At 72.2% G+C, this 19526-nt stretch carries 22 protein-coding genes; 12 read left to right on the forward strand and 10 right to left on the reverse strand.

Translation table 11 applies throughout. The features are described 5' to 3' along the window. The first annotated feature begins 36 nt into the window (after positions 1 to 36). Complete coding sequence (locus ACFY1T_RS14220) at positions 37 to 1209, forward strand: 8-amino-7-oxononanoate synthase (protein WP_390788363.1); 1173 nt, start codon at positions 37 to 39, stop codon at positions 1207 to 1209. 4 nt (positions 1210 to 1213) lie between these two features. On the opposite strand, the gene ACFY1T_RS14225 is transcribed toward ACFY1T_RS14220, so the two are convergent. Both ACFY1T_RS14225 and ACFY1T_RS14230 read right to left on the reverse strand, forming a co-directional pair. After that, positions 1214 to 1444 (reverse strand): DUF397 domain-containing protein, encoded by a 231-nt coding sequence (locus ACFY1T_RS14225; protein ID WP_030860675.1) that lies wholly within the window; start codon positions 1442 to 1444, stop codon positions 1214 to 1216. A gap of 12 nt (positions 1445 to 1456) precedes the next feature. Continuing rightward, positions 1457 to 2344 (reverse strand): helix-turn-helix domain-containing protein, encoded by an 888-nt coding sequence (locus ACFY1T_RS14230; RefSeq protein ID WP_390788364.1) that lies wholly within the window; start codon positions 2342 to 2344, stop codon positions 1457 to 1459. 196 nt (positions 2345 to 2540) lie between these two features. Between ACFY1T_RS14230 and ACFY1T_RS14235 the strand changes: the two genes are divergently transcribed. The 8 genes from ACFY1T_RS14235 to ACFY1T_RS14270 all read left to right on the forward strand — a co-directional run bounded on the left by ACFY1T_RS14235 (position 2541) and on the right by ACFY1T_RS14270 (position 9817). Beyond that, complete coding sequence (locus tag ACFY1T_RS14235) at positions 2541 to 2990, forward strand: ATP-binding protein (protein WP_390788365.1); 450 nt, start codon at positions 2541 to 2543, stop codon at positions 2988 to 2990. Positions 2991 to 3305: 315 nt separating this feature from the next. Next, positions 3306 to 3608, forward strand: coding sequence for an urease subunit gamma (locus tag ACFY1T_RS14240; protein ID WP_030860669.1), 303 nt, complete (start codon positions 3306 to 3308; stop codon positions 3606 to 3608). Between the two features lie 14 nt (positions 3609 to 3622). Further along, on the forward strand, positions 3623 to 3934 hold the full coding sequence (locus ACFY1T_RS14245) for an urease subunit beta (protein WP_030860667.1): 312 nt from the start codon (positions 3623 to 3625) through the stop codon (positions 3932 to 3934). Beyond that, positions 3927 to 5648 carry an urease subunit alpha gene (locus ACFY1T_RS14250; protein WP_390788366.1) on the forward strand — a complete coding sequence of 574 codons (1722 nt, stop codon included), beginning with the start codon at positions 3927 to 3929 and terminating at the stop codon, positions 5646 to 5648. The genes ACFY1T_RS14245 and ACFY1T_RS14250 overlap by 8 nt, the downstream gene beginning before the upstream one ends. Before the next feature lie 30 nt (positions 5649 to 5678). Then, positions 5679 to 6353 carry an urease accessory protein UreF gene (locus tag ACFY1T_RS14255; RefSeq protein WP_390788367.1) on the forward strand — a complete coding sequence of 225 codons (675 nt, stop codon included), beginning with the start codon at positions 5679 to 5681 and terminating at the stop codon, positions 6351 to 6353. A 35-nt stretch (positions 6354 to 6388) separates the two neighbouring features. Beyond that, positions 6389 to 7075, forward strand: a complete 687-nt coding sequence (ureG, locus tag ACFY1T_RS14260; protein ID WP_390788368.1) for an urease accessory protein UreG — start codon at positions 6389 to 6391, stop codon at positions 7073 to 7075. Between the two features lie 158 nt (positions 7076 to 7233). Continuing rightward, the gene (locus tag ACFY1T_RS14265; RefSeq protein WP_390788607.1) at positions 7234 to 7962 is read left to right on the forward strand and encodes an urease accessory protein UreD; all 729 of its coding nucleotides are present in this window, start codon (positions 7234 to 7236) and stop codon (positions 7960 to 7962) included. 190 nt (positions 7963 to 8152) lie between these two features. After that, on the forward strand, positions 8153 to 9817 hold the full coding sequence (locus ACFY1T_RS14270) for an alpha/beta hydrolase (protein WP_390788369.1): 1665 nt from the start codon (positions 8153 to 8155) through the stop codon (positions 9815 to 9817). A 35-nt stretch (positions 9818 to 9852) separates the two neighbouring features. Here the strand turns inward: ACFY1T_RS14270 and ACFY1T_RS14275 are convergent, their stop codons facing one another. The 6 genes from ACFY1T_RS14275 to ACFY1T_RS14300 form a co-directional block, all read right to left on the reverse strand. Next, entirely contained in the window at positions 9853 to 10563 is a 711-nt protein-coding gene (locus ACFY1T_RS14275) for a 1-acyl-sn-glycerol-3-phosphate acyltransferase (protein WP_030860653.1), read from the reverse strand. Positions 10564 to 10751: 188 nt separating this feature from the next. Continuing rightward, complete coding sequence (locus ACFY1T_RS14280; protein ID WP_030860651.1) at positions 10752 to 10910, reverse strand: hypothetical protein; 159 nt, start codon at positions 10908 to 10910, stop codon at positions 10752 to 10754. A gap of 32 nt (positions 10911 to 10942) precedes the next feature. Next, on the reverse strand, positions 10943 to 11905 hold the full coding sequence (locus tag ACFY1T_RS14285; protein ID WP_390788370.1) for a cytochrome c oxidase assembly protein: 963 nt from the start codon (positions 11903 to 11905) through the stop codon (positions 10943 to 10945). 108 nt (positions 11906 to 12013) lie between these two features. Beyond that, positions 12014 to 13039 (reverse strand): 6-phosphofructokinase, encoded by a 1026-nt coding sequence (locus ACFY1T_RS14290; protein WP_030860648.1) that lies wholly within the window; start codon positions 13037 to 13039, stop codon positions 12014 to 12016. Between the two features lie 214 nt (positions 13040 to 13253). Further along, positions 13254 to 13982 carry a type 1 glutamine amidotransferase gene (locus ACFY1T_RS14295; RefSeq protein WP_030860647.1) on the reverse strand — a complete coding sequence of 243 codons (729 nt, stop codon included), beginning with the start codon at positions 13980 to 13982 and terminating at the stop codon, positions 13254 to 13256. A gap of 31 nt (positions 13983 to 14013) precedes the next feature. Next, positions 14014 to 15252: a MurT ligase domain-containing protein gene (locus ACFY1T_RS14300; protein ID WP_030158239.1), complete on the reverse strand. Its 1239-nt coding sequence runs from the start codon at positions 15250 to 15252 to the stop codon at positions 14014 to 14016. Between the two features lie 122 nt (positions 15253 to 15374). Between ACFY1T_RS14300 and def the strand changes: the two genes are divergently transcribed. Continuing rightward, entirely contained in the window at positions 15375 to 15941 is a 567-nt protein-coding gene (gene def, locus ACFY1T_RS14305) for a peptide deformylase (protein ID WP_390788371.1), read from the forward strand. Between the two features lie 18 nt (positions 15942 to 15959). Here def and ACFY1T_RS14310 read toward each other — a convergent pair whose 3' ends face one another. Further along, positions 15960 to 16604, reverse strand: coding sequence for a TetR family transcriptional regulator (locus ACFY1T_RS14310; RefSeq protein ID WP_030860645.1), 645 nt, complete (start codon positions 16602 to 16604; stop codon positions 15960 to 15962). A 193-nt stretch (positions 16605 to 16797) separates the two neighbouring features. Here ACFY1T_RS14310 and ACFY1T_RS14315 point away from each other — a divergent pair, with 193 nt between their 5' ends. Continuing rightward, complete coding sequence (locus ACFY1T_RS14315) at positions 16798 to 18030, forward strand: acyl-CoA dehydrogenase family protein (protein ID WP_390788608.1); 1233 nt, start codon at positions 16798 to 16800, stop codon at positions 18028 to 18030. A gap of 47 nt (positions 18031 to 18077) precedes the next feature. On the opposite strand, the gene ACFY1T_RS14320 is transcribed toward ACFY1T_RS14315, so the two are convergent. Continuing rightward, entirely contained in the window at positions 18078 to 18830 is a 753-nt protein-coding gene (locus ACFY1T_RS14320) for a hypothetical protein (RefSeq protein ID WP_390788372.1), read from the reverse strand. A 368-nt stretch (positions 18831 to 19198) separates the two neighbouring features. Between ACFY1T_RS14320 and ACFY1T_RS14325 the strand changes: the two genes are divergently transcribed. Beyond that, a complete protein-coding gene (locus ACFY1T_RS14325) occupies positions 19199 to 19384 on the forward strand; it encodes a DUF5999 family protein (protein WP_030158228.1) in 186 nt (61 codons plus the stop codon). Positions 19385 to 19526 lie beyond the last annotated feature (142 nt).

The following is a 19526-nucleotide window of genomic DNA, read 5'->3' on the forward strand; positions in this document are numbered from 1 at the left end:
GTCTGTGGACTGCCGACAAAAAACGAGGACCCGCCGATGAGCCAGCACAGCCCCGAGCCCGATGACGTGTTCGCCTGGATCGACGACGCGGAGCGGGCCCGTGAGCAGGCCGGACTCGTCCGGACGCTGCGCCCCCGCCCGGCCTCCTCGCCGCTGCTGGACCTCGCGAGCAACGACTACCTCGGCCTGTCCCGGCACCCGGAGACCGTACGCGGCGCCCTCGAGGCCGCCGAACGGTGGGGGGCCGGGGCCACTGGATCACGCCTGGTGACCGGTACGACCGAGCTTCATGCCGAGCTCGAGCGGGAGCTGGCGGCCTTCTGCGGATTCGAGGCCGCCCTCGTCCTGTCCTCCGGGTACGCCGCCAACCTGGCGGCGGTCACGGCCCTCAGCGACCGGGGCACCCTCGTCGTGTCCGACGCGGGCAATCACGCCTCGATCGTCGACGGCTGCCGGCTCTCGCGCGCCGCGATCGAGGTGATCCCGCACTCCGACCCGGAGGCCGCGGGCAAGGCGCTCGGCGCGCAGGAGGGCCGGTCGCTGCTGGTCAGCGACTCGGTGTTCTCCGTGGACGGGGACGCCGCCCCGCTCGCCGCGTACGCGGCGGCCTGCCGGGAGGCGGGCGCGGCCCTGGTCGTGGACGACGCGCACGGGCTGGGCGTCCTGGGGGAGGGCGGCCGGGGTGCCCTGCACGCCGCCGGACTCGCGGGCGCGCCCGGGGTGGTCGCCACGCTCACGCTCTCGAAGTCCCTGGGTAGCCAGGGCGGGGCCGTGCTCGGTCCGGCGAAGGTGATCCGGCACCTGGTCAACACGGCCCGGACGTTCATCTTCGACACCGGGCTGGCGCCGGCCGCCGCGGGTGCGGCGCTGGCGAGCCTGCGCCTGCTCCGGCGGGAGCCGGAGCGCGCCGGCCGGGCCCGCGAGGTGGCCGATCGGCTGTACGGGCGGCTCACCGCGTCCGGCCTGACCGCGGCCCGGCCGGACGCGGCCGTGGTGTCGGTACGGGCCCCGTCGGCCGCGGCGGCACTGCGCTGGGCCGCCGACTGCCGCGAGGCAGGTCTGTCCGTGGGGTGCTTCCGTCCGCCGTCGGTGCCGGACGGCATCTCCCGGCTGCGGCTGACCGCACGGGCCGATCTCACGGGGGACGAGATCGACCGGGCCGTCGAGACGATCCTGAGGACCGCCCCCGCCGGAGCCACGGACTGCTAGGACTTCACGCGAGTACGTCCGCGTCTGCCCGTACGGCTGCGAGGAAGCCGTGCCAGGCCGGCCCGGTGAAGAGCACGGCCGGGCCGTCCGTCCGCTTCGAGTCGCGGACGGCCAGCAGGCCGCCGCCACCGAGGACGGCGGTTTCCACGCAGTTGTTCATTCCGGTGCTGCGGCTGCTCCGCCGCCACCGCGCGCTGATCAGAAGTCCGCTGGTGGAGAGGGGGGTTGCGGACACGGGGGTGCCTCCTTACGCGTCGTCAGCGAGTGAGCTGATGAGATCCGACGAGTCCTGGGGCGGGAGGGCGTGCGCCTGGATGGTGCGGAATGCGGCGCTGTACGCCTCGAGGTCTTCCTTCCGCTCCAGGTAGAGGCTACTCGTCAAATGGTCGAGTACCACCACGTCCAGATCGGCGATGTTCGGAAATGAGAAAATTACGAACGGTCCTGTCAGGCCGAGATGACCCCCCACGCTGAACGGCAGTACCTGCAACCGCACTTGGGGCAGCCGGGCCACCTGCCCCAGGTGCCGCAACTGCGCCGCCATCACCCCGGGGCCGCCGATCTGCCGCCTCAGCACCGCCTCGTCCAGTACCGCGCTCAGCTCCAGCGGCGGATCAGCCCGCAGCACCGACTGCCGGGCCAGCCGTACGTCGACCAGCGCGTCGACCTTGGGCTCCGGCAGCCCGCCCAGCGCGGCCCGGGTCACCGCCCGCGCGTACTCCGGGGTCTGCAGCAGGCCCGGCACCACGGAGAGTTCGACCGTACGGGCCGAGCGGGCGCTCGCCTCGAGGCTGATGAAGTCCCGGTACTCCTGGGGCAGCAGGCCCCGGTAGTCGTGCCACCACTGGCGGCCGCGCCCGGCCTCGCCTCCGCCCGCGGCGGGTCCGGCCGCCGAGGCGGACAGGGCCTCCAGCAGCGCCCGCTGCTCGGGGCTGACGACCTCTGCGTACACGTCGAGGAGGAGGCGGATGTCCTCCGGTTTCACGCCACTGCGCCCTGTTTCGATGCGGCTGATTTTCGATTGGTGCCACCCCGCGATCCGGGCGGCCTCACCACTGGTGAGTCCGGTCCGGTCGCGCAGCGCGCGCAGTTCCTCGCCGAGCTTGCGCCGACGCACCGCGGGACCGTGCTGCATACCCGCCTCCTTCCACCGGCACAGCTCGCACCAGTCTGCCGTCCAAATACGCTCTTCCGTAGCAGAGTTCACCGCATCGGGCGACAGATATATGCATATCTTGGGGGAACGGCCGCACCGGCGGGACGATGGGTGGCACTCTGGCGTCCAGCACAGATCCGGGGCGTTTCGCCCCGGTGGGAAAGGGACCGTCGCCATGGCAGACCACCAGGAAGCATCCGTCACTCTGCCGAGCGATCCCGCCTCGGTCGCCACCGCCCGCCGCTACGTCGCGGAGGTGCTCGGTGAATGGGGACTGCCCGACGGGGCCGACACCGCGGACAGCGTCCGGCTGATCGTCTCGGAGCTCGCCACCAATGCCGTCCAGCACACGTTCGGCCAGTCGCCCACCTTCACCGTCGACGTCCGCCTGGAGCGCGGGGAGTGGCTGCGCGTCGGGGTGACGGACAGTCACCCGCGCTGGCCCAGGCGCCTTCCGGCCGCCGTCCAGCAGGACAACGGGCGGGGGATGGTCATCATCCGCTGGCTGACCGCCGAGGCGGGCGGCCGGCTCTCGGTCAGCCCCACCGAGGACGGCGGCAAGACCGTCTGGATCGCCCTTCCCTGGCCCGTCGGGGCCCCCGCGGAGAGCGTCTCGGGTCGCTGAGCCCGTACGGCCACGGGGGCCGGTGCGCGTTCCGTATACGGAACCGGGTGCGTGCGGCCCGGGAGTTGAACCGGGTGCCTTCCCGAAACGTGGGTTAACGCGGCGGAAAAACGCGCCGCCTAGCGTGGCGGACACGGGCTTCCGTCAATGATCACCCATCCTTCGGCAAAGCGCCGGTGCGCGGGACGGAAAGCCTTTCTCTGCGTTGGGCAAGAGAGGCTTGGCTCGGATATGCGCAGGTCAACAAAGTGTTGAAGGCCGTTAGGGTCGGCCCGGCGCGACGCTGATCTGGTCCCCGGAAACTTGGTGATAAGAGTGCAACTGACACCGCACGAGCAGGAACGACTGCTCATCCACGTGGCCGCGGACGTGGCCGAGAAGCGCAAGGCGCGCGGCGTACTCCTCAACCACCCCGAGGCGGTCGCCCTGATCACCTCGCACATCCTCGAAGGGGCCCGCGACGGGCGGACCGTGGCCGAGCTCATGGCCTCCGGCCGCACCGTCCTCGGCCGTGACCAGGTGATGGAGGGGATCCCCGAGATGATCCACGACGTCCAGGTCGAGGCGACCTTCCCGGACGGCACCAAGCTCGTCACCGTCCACGACCCGATCGTCTGAAGGGGAGAACCCGCATGATCCCCGGCGAAATCGTCCACGGGGACGGCCCGGTGCGCCTCAACGAGGGCCGGCCCGTCACCCGCCTCACCGTGCTCAACGCCGCCGACCGGCCCGTCCAGGTCGGCTCCCACTACCACTTCGCCGAGGCCAACCCCGGCCTCGACTTCGACCGCCCGGCCGCCCGCGGGCTGCGGCTCAACATCGCCGCCGGCACCGCCGTCCGCTTCGAGCCGGGCATCCCCGTCGCCGTGGAACTCGTACCGCTGGGCGGCCTGCGCACCGTACCGGGCCTGCGCGGGGAGACCGGGGGGCCGCTCGATGGCTGAGCTCGAGCGCCGCGCCTACGCCGACCTCTTCGGGCCGACCGCGGGCGACCGCATCCGGCTCGCCGACACCGACCTGTTCGTCGAGATCGAGCGGGACCTCGGCGGAGGCCCCGGACTCTGCGGCGACGAGGCCGTGTTCGGCGGCGGCAAGGTGATCCGCGAGTCCATGGGCCAGGCGCGCACCACGCGCGCCGAGGGCGCCCCGGACACGGTGATCACCGGAGTCGTCGTCCTCGACCACTGGGGCATCGTGAAGGCCGACCTCGGCATCCGCGACGGCCGCATCTGCGGGATCGGGAAGGCCGGCAACCCCGACACCATGGACGGGGTGGACCCCGCCCTCGTGATCGGCCCCGAGACCGAGATCATCGCGGGCAACGGGAAGATCGTCACGGCGGGCGCGATCGACGCCCACGTGCACTTCATCTCGCCGACCGTCGTCGACGAGGCCCTCGCCTCCGGCATCACCACCCTCGTGGGCGGCGGCACCGGCCCCGCCGAGGGCACCAAGGCCACCACCGTCACGCCCGGCCCCTGGCACCTCGCCCGGATGTTCGCGGCCCTGGAGTCCTACCCCGTCAACATCGGCCTGCTGGGCAAGGGCAACACCATGTCCCGGGAGGCCATGCACTCGCAGCTGCGCGGCGGCGCCCTCGGGTTCAAGATCCACGAGGACTGGGGGGCCACCCCCGCCGTCATCGACGCCTGTCTGCGCGTCTGCGAAGAGACCGGCGCCCAGGTCGCCATCCACACCGACACCCTCAACGAGGCGGGTTTCGTCGGCGACACCCTCGCCGCCATCGCCGGACGGACGATCCACTCGTACCACACCGAGGGCGCGGGCGGCGGGCACGCACCCGACATCATCACCGTGGTCTCCGAGCCGAACGTCCTGCCCAGCTCGACGAACCCGACCCGGCCGCACACCGTCAACACCATCGAGGAACACCTCGACATGCTGATGGTCTGCCACCACCTCAACCCTGCCGTCCCCGAGGACCTGGCCTTCGCCGAATCCCGGATCCGGCCCTCGACCATCGCCGCCGAGGACGTCCTGCACGACCTCGGCGCGATCTCGATCATCTCCTCCGACGCCCAGGCCATGGGCCGCGTCGGCGAGGTCGTGATGCGCACCTGGCAGACCGCCCACGTCATGAAGAAGCGGCGCGGGTTCCTGCCCGGCGACGGACCGGCCGACAACCACCGCGCCCGCCGCTACGTCGCCAAGTACACGATCAACCCCGCCGTTGCCCAGGGCCTCGCACGGGAGATCGGCTCGGTGGAGACCGGCAAGCTCGCCGACCTCGTGCTGTGGACGCCCGCGTTCTTCGGGGTCAAGCCCGACCTGGTCATCAAGGGCGGCCAGATCGCCTACGCGCAGATGGGCGACGCGAACGCCTCGATCCCGACCCCCCAGCCGGTGCTGCCCCGCCCCATGTTCGGAAGCCACGGCCGGGCCCCCGGGCTGAACTCGGTCAACTTCACCGCGCAGGCCGCGCTCGACGACGAGCTGCCCGAACGGCTCGGACTCGGCAAGCGGTTCGTGGCCATCGAGAGCACCCGCAAGGTGGGCAAGGCGGACATGCGCAACAACGACGCCATGCCGAGGGTCGAGGTCGACGCCGACACCTTCACCGTCACCATCGACGGCGAGGTGGTGGAGCCCGCGCCCGCCGCGGAACTGCCCATGGCACAGCGATACTTCCTCTTCTGACATGGAATCCCTGCTGACGGCGGCGGCCCCATGAGCCTCGCCGCCCTCCTCGTCCTCGCCGACGGACGCTTCCCCGCCGGCGGCCACGCCCACTCCGGCGGGGCCGAGGCCGCCTGCAAGGCCGGCCGGATCCACGACGCCGCCACCCTGGAGGAGTTCTGCCGCGGCCGGCTGCACACGGCCGGACTCACCGCCGCCTCACTCGCCGCGGCCGCGGCCCTCGGGCTCGACCCGGCGGTCCTCGACGCCGCGGCCGACGCCCGCACGCCCTCGCCCGCGCTGCGCGCCGCGGCCCGCCGGCTGGGCCGGCAGCTGCTGCGGGCCGCCCGGGCCACCTGGCCCGCCGCCGAACTCGACGCGCTCGCCGCGGCCTTCCCGCGCGGGGCGCACCAGCCGGTGGTGCTCGGGCTCACCGCCCGGGCGGCGGGGCTCGGGCCGCCGGAGGCCGCCCACGTGGCGGCGTACGAGAGCGTGAGCGGACCGGCGACCGCGACGGTACGGCTGCTCGGCCTGGACCCCTTCCAGGCGAGCGGGGTCCTGGCCCGCCTCGCCCCCGAGCTCGACGCGGTCGCGGACCGGGCCGCGCGAGCCGCCCACCGGGCCCGGCGGGAAGGCCCCGGGGCCCTGCCCGCGGCCTCTTCGCCGCTGCTGGAGATCGCGGCCGAGGTCCATGCCGACTGGCCGGTCCGGCTGTTCGCCTCCTGACTTCCCTTCCCACACCTCCACGACCGGAGATCCCCATGCACCTCGACCACGGCGTGACCTACCCCCAGCGCCACACCCACGGTGCCGAGCCCGTACGGGCGGACGGCTCGCGCCGCGCCCTGCGCATCGGACTCGGCGGACCCGTCGGATCCGGAAAGACGGCCACCGTCGCCGCGCTCTGCCGCGTCCTGCGCGCCGAGCTGTCCATGGCCGTCGTCACCAATGACATCTACACCCGGGAGGACGCCGAGTTCCTGCTCCGCGAGGCCGTCCTGCCGCCCGAGCGGATCAGCGCGGTGGAGACGGGCGCCTGCCCGCACACCGCCATCCGCGACGACATCTCCGCCAATCTGGAGGCGGTGGAGGAGCTGGAGGAAACGGTCGGCCCGCTCGACCTGATCCTCGTCGAGTCCGGAGGCGACAACCTGACCGCCACCTTCTCGCGCGGCCTCGTCGACGCCCAGATCTTCGTCATCGACGTCGCGGGCGGGGACGACATCCCGCGCAAGGGCGGCCCGGGTGTCACCACCGCCGACCTGCTCGTCGTCAACAAGACCGACCTCGCCCCCCACGTCGGCTCCGACCTCGACCGGATGGCCCGCGACGCCGCCGAGCAGCGCGGTGAACTCCCCGTCGCCTTCCAGTCGCTGCGCGGCGCCGAGGGCGTGGCTCCGGTGGCCGCCTGGGTCCGCGAGCGGATCACCGCCTGGGCCGCCCGGTGAGCCTTACGGTGGCCGGCGCGCCCCCCGCCGCGCCGCCGGCCCCGGCTCCGCCCGGCCCGGCCCCGTCGCAACCGGCCCCGTCGGAACCGGCCGCATCGTCCGGGCCCGCATCGTCCGGGCCCGCTCCGGCCCGCACCGGCGTACGGGCCACCGCCCGGATCGCCGCGGTCGCCGACGGCCGCGGCGGGACCGCCCTGCCCCTGCTGGCCGGCGAGGGACCGCTCGCGCTGCGCCGCACCCGCGGCACGGCCGCCGAGGCCGGCGTGATGCTGGTCGGCGCGATGAGCGCCCCGCTCGGCGGGGACCACCTCACCGTCGAGGCCGCCACCGGTCCCGGGGCCCGGCTCGCCCTGGGCTCGGCGGCCGCCACCCTGGCGCTGCCCGGCCGCGGTGGCGCGCCCGCGCGGTACGACGTACGGCTGACCCTGGCCGGGGACTCGGCCCTGCGGTGGCTGCCGGAGCCGCTGGTCTCCGTACGCGGCAGCGACCTGCGGGTGCGCACCCGCGCCGAACTCGACCCCACGGCCCGGCTGCTGCTGCGCGAGGAGCAGGTGCTGGGCCGTGCGGGGGAGGCGCCGGGGCTCCTGCGCAGCCGGCTCACCGTGAACCGGGGCGGGCGCCCGCTGCTGGACCAGGAGCTGGCCTGCGGACCGGGCGCTCCGGGCGGCTGGGACGGCCCGGCGGGGCTCGCGGGGCACCGGGCGCTCGGTCAGCTCCTGGTGGTGGACCCGGCGTTCGCCGCTTCGGCGCCGACCGCCGCGGTGCTCGGGGAGTTCGCGGTGGTCACCCCGCTGGCCGGTCCCGCCGTCCTCGTGACGGCTCTGGCACCCGACGCGCTGCGGCTGCGCGAGGTACTCGACGCGGCGTGTCGTACGTACGGCTGGTAATCGCCGAGCGAACCTGGGACGAATGGGACACCGCTCAGCGGTACACGCCTTTCCGGTTATCGGGTTGGCAAAGAACGCGACCTTGCCCTGTTGTCAGGTGTTGGTCAGGCGAAAGGATCCCACTGTTCGACCGACCGACCCGACCAACCCGGCCTCCTCCGGCCGGGTCTGACGCAGGGGGAACAACCACGTGATACGCACTGCAGCGCTGGGGAGCGCTGCCACTCTGATCACCGGAGCGCTGGCCGCGGGCCTGCTGCTGGCCCCGCCGGCCGCCGCGGCTTCGTCCAGCCAGAACAGCGGTTTCCCGGAGGCACTGGGCGTCCAGCTCGCCGCCGCCCGCGCGGCCGCCACCGGGGTCGAGTGGAAGGACTGCCCCGCCGACTGGGGCTTCGAGGCCCCGATCCAGTGCGGCTGGGTCAAGGTCCCGCTGGACTACGCCAAGCCGTTCGGCAAGACCATCGACCTCGCGGTCGACCGGATCGGCAGCACCGGCACCAAGGAAGAGCGCCAGGGCGCGCTCGTCTACAACCCGGGCGGCCCCGGCGGCTCCGGCATGCGCTTCCCGCGCCGGGTCACCACCAAGAGCCCGCTGTGGGTCAACACCTCCAAGGCCTACGACTTCGTGGGCTTCGACCCCCGCGGTGTCGGCCACTCCGCCCCGATCTCCTGCATCGACCCGCAGGAGTTCGTCAAGGCGCCCAAGGCCGACCCGGTCCCGTCCAACGAGGCGGACAAGCGCGCCCAGCGCAAGCTCGCCGCCGAGTACGCGGACGGCTGCAAGGAGCGCAGCGGCGAGATGCTGCCGCACATGACCACGCCGAACACCGCGCGCGACCTGGACGTCATCCGGGCCGCCCTCGGCGAGAAGAAGCTGAACTACCTCGGCGTCTCCTACGGCACCTACCTCGGCGGCGTCTACGCGACGCTGTTCCCGACCCACGTGCGCCGCATGATCGTCGACAGCGTGGTCAACCCGGACACCGACAACATCTGGTACGAGGCCAACCTCGGCCAGGACGTCGCCTTCCAGACGCGCTGGAACGACTGGCAGGACTGGGTCGCCAAGTACGACTCCGTCTTCCACCTCGGCGACAGCCGCGCCAAGGTCGAGGCCAAGTACCAGCAGCTGCGGGCCCAGGCCAAGGCCAACCCGCTCGGCGGCGTCGTCGGCCCGAACGAGCTCATCGGCTTCTTCCAGGGCGCCCCGTACTACGACTCCTCGTGGGTCCCGGTCGCGCAGGCGTTCAGCGCCTGGGCCGCCGGTGACGAGAAGCCGCTGATCGAGGCCATCGCCCCGGACATGTCGGACACCAAGGGCAACGCGGCGTCCGAGAACAGCAACGCCGTCTACACCGCGGTGGAGTGCGCCGACGCCAAGTGGCCGACCAGCTGGGCCAAGTGGGACCGGGACAACACCAAGCTGAACGAGAAGTACCCGTTCCTGACCTGGTCCAACGCGTGGATGAACCTGCCCTGCGCGACCTGGAAGGCCAAGCAGAGCAACCCGATCGAGGTCGGTGCCAAGCGCGGCCTGCCGCCGGTCCTGATCGTCCAGTCCGAGCGTGACGCCGCCACGCCGTACGAGGGTGGCGTCGAGCTGCACCGCCGTCTCGCCGGCTCGCGCCTGATCACCGAGCAGAACGCCGGCTCGCACGGTGTCACCAGCCTGGTGAACCCCTGCATCAACACCCGGGTGGACGCCTACCTGCTGACCGGCAAGGTCGACGCCAAGGACGTGAAGTGCGGCCCGCACGCCACTCCGGTCCCCCCGGCCCCGGCCGCCGCGAAGTCGCTGGCCAAGGCGCCGGCCTCCGCGCTCCCGGCGCAGGAGGAGCTGCCGGCCGTCCGCTAGGGCGGACGACGGCGTGAAACGGCACGGGAGGAGGCTCAGCGCGTTTTGCGCCGGGCCTTCTTCCGTGCCTCCTCCTCTTCCGCCTTCACCTCGGCGGCGTACCGGTCGACGTACTCCTGGCCGGACAGCCCGAGGACCGCGTACATGATCTCGTCGGTGACGGCCCGCAGAACGGCCCGCTCGCCTTCCATCCCGGCGTAGCGGGAGAATTCCAGCGGCTCGCCGAAGCGGATGGTCACCCGCCGGATGTTCGGGATCTTCTGTCCCGGAGGCTGGATCTCGAAGGTGCCGACCATCGCGCACGGGACGACGGGCACCCCGGCCCCGAGCGCCATCGCGGCGACGCCCACCTTGCCCTTGTAGAGCCGCCCGTCGTGGGAGCGGGTGCCCTCCGGGTAGATGCCCAGCAGCTCGCCCTTGGCCAGTACCCCGAGCCCCTCGCGCAGCGCGGCCTGCCCGGCGTCCTTGCCGGAGCGGTCCACCGGGATCTGCCCGGCGCTGCGGAAGAAGAACGCGGTCAGCCGCCCCTTCACACCGGGGCCCGTGAAGTACTCGGCCTTCGCGAGGAAGGTGATCCGGCGTTTGAGGATGGCCGGCATCAGGAAGTGGTCGGAGAACGACAGGTGGTTGCCCGCGATGATCGCGGCCCCCTCCGCCGGGATGTTCTCCAGTCCCTCGATGCGAGGCCGGAACAGCAGCCGGAGCAGCGGACCGAGCAGCACGTGCTTGAGCAAGTGGTAGAACACCGGGGCATTTTCCCTTCACCTGGGGTCAGGTCAGTGTGCCGGACACGGTGCCGGATGGGCATGGCGAACCAGAATCCCACCGGCCGGGCCGGCACAGGACGACCACGGAAGGCAGCCCGGCCCCGCGGCCGGCGGGCCGGGAGGGGCGGCCGGGGCGGGAGGCGGGGGTGAGGTGCGCGGGCGCCGGTTCAGGGCTTGCGGGACGCGGCCATGCCGGCGGTGAGCAGGCCGAGGACCACCCAGCCGAACCACAGCCAGCCGTTGCTGCCGAGGGCCACGGAATACGTGGCGACGGCCACCAGAGCGGCGAAGGTCATGACGGCCATCGCCTTAACGGATCCGGTCATGCCCCATGGTCGCGCGCGAAGGTCCTGCCGCGCTACTGGCCACGCGCTTGGAGCGAGGCGAGATAGGAGTTGTACGCCTCCAGCTCCTGGTCGCCGTCGCGGTCCGCGGCCCGGTCGGAGCGCTTCGCCGCCCGCTGTTCGGAGTGGTACCACTGGTAGACCAGCGCGATCAGCACGAGCACCGACGGGATCTCGCTGAAGGCCCAGGCGATGCCGCCGCCCCACTGCTGGTCGAGGAGCGGGTCGATGCCGAGGGAGGCCGGCGGGTTCGCGTACGTCTTGATCATCGGCTCGCTCGCCATCATCAGCGCGATGCCGAAGAAGGCGTGGAACGGCATGCCGGCGAAGAGCTCCAGCATCCGCATCACGTAGCCGGGGCGGTGCGGACCGGGGTCCACGCCCATGATCGGCCAGAAGAAGACGAGGCCGACGGCCAGGAAGTGCACCATCATGCCGATGTGCCCGGCCTTGCTCTCCATCAGGAAGTCGAAGAGCGGGGTGAAGTACAGGGCGTAGAGGCTGGCGATGAACAGGGGGATCGTGAACACCGGGTGGGTGATCACCTTCATGTAGCGGCTGTGCAGCAGCATCAGCAGCAGTTCGCGCGGCCCCTTGGTGCCCCGCGCCGCCGGAGGCAGCGCGCGCAGCGCCAGCGTCACCGGCGCGCCGAGCAGCAGCAGGATCGGGGAGAGCATGCTGATGACCATGTGCTGGACCATGTGCACGCTGAACATGACCATGCCGTAGTCGTTCAGCTTGGTGCACATCACCAGGGCCACGGTCAGCACGCCCGTGGTGAAGGCGATGGTCCGGCCCGGCGGCCAGGCGTCCCCGCGGCGGCGCAGCCGCAGCACGCCCCACAGGTACAGGCCGAGGCCCACCAGCGAGCCGATCAGGAAGAACGCGTCGAAGGAGAACTCCAGCCCGCGCCCGAGAGTGAACGGCGGCAGGTCCATGTCCATGTTCATGTCCATGCCGTGACCGCTGTGATCCATCTGTTCACTCCCTTGACCTGTGCTGCCCCACCACAGTAGTGCCGCCCCCGGACGCGATCGCGTTCGGGGGCGGCCATTACGGGGTTATGGCGCAGAAGGGGGGAAACATCACAGAACGTTCTGCGCCTCGGCGTAGCGCTCGGACGGGACCGTCTTGAGGGTCTGCACGGCGTCGGCGAGCGGGACCATCTCGATCTCGGTGCCGCGCAGCGCGGTCAGCATCCCGAACTCGCCGCGGTGCGCGGCCTCCACCGCGTGCCAGCCGAAGCGGGTGGCCAGGACCCGGTCGTACGCGGTCGGCGTACCGCCGCGCTGGACGTGGCCCAGGATGACCGGACGGGCCTCCTTGCCCAGACGGCGCTCCAGCTCGACCGCGAGCAGGTTGCCGATGCCGGCGAAGCGCTCGTGCCCGTACTGGTCGGTGCCGCCCTCCTGGAAGTCCATGGAGCCGGCGCGCGGCTTGGCGCCCTCGGCGACCACGACGATCGCGAACCGCTTGCCCGCGGAGAAGCGCTCGCCCACGATCGCCGTCAGCTCGTCGATGTCGAAGGGGCGCTCCGGGACCACGATGGCGTGCGCGCCGGCCGCCATGCCCGAGTGCAGGGCGATCCAGCCGGTGTGCCGGCCCATGACCTCCACGACCATCACGCGCTGGTGGGACTCGGCGGTGGTCTTCAGCCGGTCCAGGGCCTCGGTGGCGACCCCGACGGCGGTGTCGAAGCCGAAGGTGACGTCCGTCGATGCGATGTCGTTGTCGATGGTCTTCGGCACGCCCACGATCGGCAGGCCTGCCTGCGACAGCAGGTTCGCGGCCTTCAGGGTGCCCTCGCCGCCGATCGGGATGATGGCGTCCAGGCCCAGGTCGGCCACGTGCCCGCGGGCCCGCTCCACGCCGTCGCGCAGGTGCGCGGGCTGGACGCGGGAGGAGCCGAGGATGGTGCCGCCGCGGGCCAGGATGCCGCTCACGGCGTCGAGGTCCAGCTTGCGGTAGTCGCACTCCAGCAGGCCGCGCCAGCCGTCGTGGAAGCCGATGACCTCGTCGCCGTGGTCGACGACGGAGCGGTGCACGACGGAGCGGATGACGGCATTGAGGCCGGGGCAGTCGCCTCCGGAAGTGAGCACACCAATGCGCATGGCAGGGGGAACCTTTGCAACGTGGGCCGACGACCGGACCACGTCGTCCGGTTGGAACTACGGCCACCCTACAAGCGGTGGAGCGGTGGACTGAACCATCCTCCACATGCTGGTCATGCTCGTCGTACGAAACGACGTCGGCCCGGTTCCCCCAAGGGAAAACCGGGCCGAACACATGATTGCGGGGCCGCCCCGATGAGCGGTCCGCGCGGCGTTACGCGGGCTGTGTGGCGGACGCGATCCGCTCGGCGCGCAGCGCCTCGTACCACCGGTCGTCGATGGGCGGCAGCGCGTTCACGTCGAGGGCCAGCTTCAGCAGCAGGTCCGCGATCTGCGGGTTGCGGGCCATCACGGGGCCGTGCATGTACGTGCCGAAGACCGTGTCGTTGTACGCGCCCTCGGTGCCGTCGCCGGTGCCGTTGCCGCGGCCCATCGAGACCCGGGCGAAGGGGCGGGCGGTCGGCCCGAGGTGGGTGACGCCCTGGTGGTTCTCGAAGCCGGTCAGCTGCGGCAGGTTCAGGCGCGGGTCGATGTCCGCGAGGACGTCGCCGACGCACCGCTCGCCCTCGCCGCGCACCGTGACCACGTCCAGCAGGCCGAGGCCCTCCTGGCGCTCGCCCATGTCGTTGACGAACTCGTTGCCGAGGATCTGGTAGCCGGCGCAGACGGAGAAGACGATCGCCCCGTTCGAGACGGCCCGCTCCAGACCGCCGTCGCGCAGCAGTCGCTCCGCGGCGAGCCGCTGCGGGCGGTCCTCACCGCCGCCGATCAGGTAGATGTCGCCCGAGGTCGGGATGGGCTGGTCGCTGCGCACGTCCACGCGCTGCACGTCCAGGCCGCGCTGGCGCGCCCGGCGCTCCACCACGAGGGCGTTGCCCTGGTCTCCGTACGTGCTCAGCAGGTCCGGGTAGACCCACACCAGACGCAGGCTGTTGTCGCTCATGCTCTTGTCCTCTGCGGTTCAGGTGGGAGTTCTAGTTGCCGACGCGGCGGCGCACGTCCTGGAAGGCGGTGTAGTTGGCGATCAGCTCGATCTGCCCGGGCGGCGCCAGCTGCACGGCCTCGTCGAGGGTCTCGCACACGCGGAAGTCCAGGCCCGCGACCTCCAGGCGGACCGCCAGGTCCAGCTTGCGGTCGCCGATCACGAAGATCGGGTGGCCGGCCAGGCGCGGGTAGTCCACGTCCCACAGCCAGGAGGTGTCCGTGCCGTCGGCGCCGCGTGCGTTCACCGAGAGGATCACCGGGGTCGGCGGCGGGTCGATCAGCGAGAACGTCTCGAGCCAGCCCGCCGGGTTCTTCGCGAGCAGCAGCCGCAGCTCACGGCCCTGGAAGTTCACCACGTCGTAGCGGCCGGCGACGGCCTGCACCTGGTACATCCGCTCCAGCGCCACCTGCGGCGGGACGCCGAAGACGGCGGCCACGGCGGCCGAGGTGGCGGCGTTCGCCTTGTTGGCGCGGCCGGGCAGCTGGAGGTGGATCGGCCAGGCCGAGCCGTGCGGGTCCAGTACGTGGTCCCCGGACAGCACCCAGCTCGGGGCGGGGCGCCGGAATCCGCACTCGCCGCAGAACCAGTCGTCGCCGGGGCGCTGCATGACGCCACCGCAGGAGGGGCACGACCAGGCGTCGTCCTTCCACTCCTGGCCGGCGGCGACCCACACCACGTTCTGCGAGGACGAGGCCGACCACACGATGAGCGGGTCGTCGCAGTTGGCGACGATGACGGCCTTGGAGCCCTGGAGGCCCTCGCGCCACTTCTCCGCGAGCATGCGGGTCTCGGCGGCGCGGTCCAGCTGGTCGCGGGAGAGGTTCAGCAGGGCGATCACCTTGGGGGTGACGTCCCGGGCGACTCCGGCGAGGTACTTCTCGTCCACCTCGATGACGCCGTACTTGGCGTCGGATCCGCCCGCGAGGGCGGAGGTGATGCCGGCCGGCATGTTCGCGCCGAGGGCGTTGGAGACGACCGGTCCGCTGGCCCGCAGGGCCTCGGCGATCAGCCGGGTGGTCGTGGTCTTGCCGTTCGTCGCGGAGACGAGGACGACGTCGAGATGCTGCGCGAGCGCTCCGAGGAGATCGGGGTCGAGTTTGAGTGCGACCTTGCCACCGATCACCGATCCGCTTCCGCGTCCCGCGGCCCGCGACACCGCCGCCGCGGCCTTGCCCGCCGTCACGGCCAGCTTGGCCCGCGGCGAAAGCGGCTCTGTGTTGCCTGCCATCGTCCCTTGTCCTCCTTGCGTCGGTCGGCCCCAGCCTATCCAGTACCGGCCGGGGCCTTGACCGCGGCGCCCTGAGGTGCCGCAGATCTCCTCATATATTCGCCCGTCGTACCCTTACGGCCATGCGACAGCGCCCCATCCCCGGTACCGCCGGCCTCGTCCGCACCATGAGCCTGCTGGGCGACCCGGTGCTCCACTCGCCGTGCGAGGAGGTCACCGCGTTCGGCCCGGCCCTCGACCGGCTCATCGAGGACATGTTCGCGACGATGTACGCCGCCGAGGGCGTCGGCCTCGCCGCGAACCAGATCGGCGTCGGGCAGCGGGTGTTCGTGTACGACTGCCCCGACGACGAGGACGTCCGCCACGTCGGGCACATCGTCAACCCGCGCCTGGTGGAGGCCGACGGGGACGGGTTCCGCGGCCCCGAGGGCTGCCTGTCGCTGCCCGGCCTGGAGGCGGGCACGGTCCGCTTCGACCGCGCGGTCGTCGAGGGGGTCACCTCCGCCGGCGCGCCCGTGCGGATCGAGGGCACCGGTTTCTTCGCGCGCTGCCTTCAGCACGAGTGCGACCACCTCGACGGCACGGTCTACGCGGACCGGGTCACCGGGCTGCGCGCCAGGCGGCTGCGGCGGGCGATCCGCAAGACGCCGTGGGGCGCGCGGGCCGCCGCCCGGGACACGCAGGGCTGAGCGCGGCCCCGGCGGCCCTCAGAACCCCGGGCCGTCCACACGGTTGCCGGCCGTGGCCAGGCGGCCCCACAGCAGGTCGGTGAGCCCGGTGACCAACTCGGCCCGGTCGCAGGGGCGTTCCCCCAGCCACCAGTCTCCGGCGGCGTGCATCATGCCGACGATGCCGTGGCCCCAGATCCGGGCCAGGCGTTCGCCGCCGGGGCCGAGGTCCACGCGCTCGCCGATCACGTCGGCGAGCTCCTCGCCGAGCCGGCGCAGCAGCGGCGCCGAGTGCAGGCCCACGTCGAAGCCCCGCTCGGCGGCGTGCGAGTCCTCGGCCGGGTGCATGAGGAACCGGTACACCTGCGGCCGGGCCTCGATGGCCGCGAGGTAGGTGTCGAGGGTGGACTCGACGCGACTGCGGCGCTCGGCCGGGGCGTCGAGCGCGGCCCGCAGCGAGTCGAGCAGCGCGTCGGTGTGCCGGACGGCGAGGGCCTGGTAGAGCCCGGCCTTGTCGCCGAAGTGCCGGTAGAGGATCGGCTTGGTGATGCCGGCCTCCGCCGCGATGGCGTTCATGGACGCCTTGGGGCCGTCCCGGAGGACGACCCGGTCGGCCGCTTCGAGCAGCTCCCGCCTGCGGCGCTCGGCCGCTCCCGGTTCCCCGGCCTGCTGAGTGGTCTCCATGACGTGTTTCTCTCCCCGCCCTTGCGATGGTGCGTGACGCCCACGCAACGTAACACCCCGCACACCCTCGCGATCGAATCGGCTGCGCCGCGGGCTGCGCTGCTTGACAGTGCCTACTCGCCGGTAACAGACTGTGGTCACCGTATGGGTTACCGCTAGTAACGCACTGGTGGACGCACAGCTGGAGGGGAACATGGCGGAGTTCACCATGGAGCTCAATGACGACCAGAAGCAGGTACGCGACTGGATCCACGGCTTCGCGGCCGAAGTGATCCGGCCCGCCGCCGCGGAATGGGACGAGCGAGAAGAGACTCCGTGGCCCGTCATCCAGGAGGCCGCGAAGGTCGGCATCTACTCGCTCGACTTCTACGCCCAGCAGTTCTTCGACCCTACCGGCCTGGGCATCCCGATGGCCATGGAGGAGCTGTTCTGGGGTGACGCGGGCATCGCCCTGTCGATCGTGGGCACCGGGCTCGCCGCCATCGGCGTCGTCGCCAACGGCACCGAGGAGCAGATCGGGACCTGGATCCCGCAGATGTACGGCACCCCCGACGACGTGAAGGTCGCCGCCTTCTGCTCCTCCGAGCCGGACGCCGGATCCGACGTCGGCTCGATGCGCACCCGCGCCGTCTACGACCAGGCCAAGGACGAGTGGGTGCTCAACGGCACCAAGACCTGGGCGACCAACGGCGGCATCGCCAACGTCCACATCGTCGTCGCCGTCGTCGACCCCGAGCTCGGCACCAAGGGCCACGCGTCCTTCATCGTGCCGCCGAACACCCCCGGCCTGTCCCAGGGCCAGAAGTTCAAGAAGCACGGCATCCGCGCCTCGCACACCGCCGAAGTGGTCCTGGAGGACGTCCGCGTCCCCGGCTCCTGCCTGCTCGGCGGCAAGGAGAAGCTGGACGAGCGGCTCGCGCGGGCCCACGAGCGGGCCAAGGCCGGCGGCGGTGGCGAGCGCGTGAAGAACGCCGCCATGGCCACCTTCGAGGCCTCCCGCCCGGCGGTCGGCGCCATGGCCGTCGGCACCGCGCGCGCGGCGTACGAGGTCGCCCTCGACTACGCCAAGACCCGTACGCAGTTCGGCCGTCCGATCATCGACAACCAGGGCGTCGCCTTCCAGCTCGCCGACATGCGCACCTCCATCGACGCGGCCCGGCTGCTCGTGTGGCGGGCCTCCTGGATGGCGGTCGCGGGCAAGCCCTTCACCTCGGCGGAGGGCTCCATGTCGAAGCTGTTCGCGAGCGAGATGGCCAAGAAGGTCACCGCCCAGGCGGTCCAGATCCTCGGCGGCAACGGCTTCACCCGCGAGTACCCGGTGGAGCGCATGCACCGCGACAGCGCGATCTACACGATCTTCGAGGGCACCAGCGAGATCCAGCGCCTGGTGATCGCCCGCACGATCTCGCAGATGCCGATCCGCTAGCGGACCGGCGCCGGACGCCCGCGCGCCGTGCCTGACGGGCGGTTCCGTCAGTGCACGGGCGTGAGGCACAGCGAGTGGGCGCCCTCGACCCACTTGTCGGGGACGCTGATCAGGTCGCCGTCGGCGCAGTCCGCGCCGCCGGTGCCCCGTTCCCTGGTGACCAGGTACTTGGCCAGCGGGGAACCGCAGGGTTCCGGCACCAGCTTCTCGTTGCGCAGCTTGTCCGCGTCGCGCACGCAGGTCCCGATGGCCGGGCCGGTCGGCAGACCGTCCTTCCCGGCCATCAGGCCCAGCAGCACGAGCAGGGGCGGAGCCAAGGCGATGAGCACGGTCGCCGTGAGGAAGACCAGCGCCGGCGGGCGGCGCCACAGCGGCTTGCCGGGGCTCAGCGAGGGCACGATGGCGCCGGCCGGGGGAGCGAGCCTGAGGAAGCTCGAGCGCGCGCCGAGGTTCAGCAGCACGGTGACCGGTGTGATGAACACCGACAGCGGGCCCCACCAGCCCTGCCACAGCGTGTCCGCGGACATCTTGCGGTAGGTGGCGAGCCCGCAGTCGCGGCAGAACGGCCCCTCCTGGCGCAGGAACCGCATGAGCACCACCATCCCCTGGTGCCCCCGCACGGTGGCCCGCACGGCCGGCTGGGCCCCGCACACGCGGCAGCCGTACGGGGCCTGCGGCATCTGCCGGTGGCCGTACGGGACCGGCTGCGGCGGCACGCCGTACGGGGAGTGGGGGAGGCCCTGCTGCGGGCCGTACGGGTGGTAGGGGCCGGCGCCGTGCTGCGGTGGCGGAGTGGCCACGGATCTCTCCTCGGGTCTCGCGGGGTCTCGCGGTGATCGCCGGGCGGCCGGTGATCACCGGCACCCTAGCCCGCGCCCGCGCGGCGGCAGCCGGGCGAGGGCCCGCGCCGGACGTGATCCCGGCCACGCCCGCGCCGGGGGTGAACACCCCTGCGGGGCACGGCGGCGGGGCCCGCCAAGGGGCGTCGGGTGAACGATCCGGATACCCGGCATGAGCGCATGGTGAGCGGGCATACACACCCTGAACTGGACTGCCGAAATGGGTTCCGTCCGGGGGCGGCGATCAGCAATACTCACCGCCACCGTGGATCGCGGATTCGACCGGGTGACCACCGGCCCTCCCGCCCCACACTGCGAGGAGGTGCGCCATGTGCTCCCACCAGCCCCCCTGCCCGTCCGCCGACAGCGCCGATCACGACGCCGCCCGCACCGTGGCCTTCCGCCCCGAACAGGGCTGGAGCCTGCTCTGCAACGGTCTGGTGGTCTTCGACGACACCGGTGAGCTGCTCCCCGACGGCCGCGCGGTGGAACCCCGCCGCCCGGCCCTGGTCTGAGCTAGGAGGCAGCATGCGCCAGCAGCTGATCCGCAAGCCCGTCCCCAAGCCCGCACCACGAGACCTGGACCTGCGCACACCGTCGGGCAGACCCCTCCCGTACTGACGGGAGCCCCGACGTCATGCGGCCCCACCGGCCGGA

It is taken from the genome of Streptomyces sp. NPDC001194 (assembly GCF_042896985.1).
Taxonomy (GTDB): Bacteria; Actinomycetota; Actinomycetes; order Streptomycetales; family Streptomycetaceae; genus Streptomyces.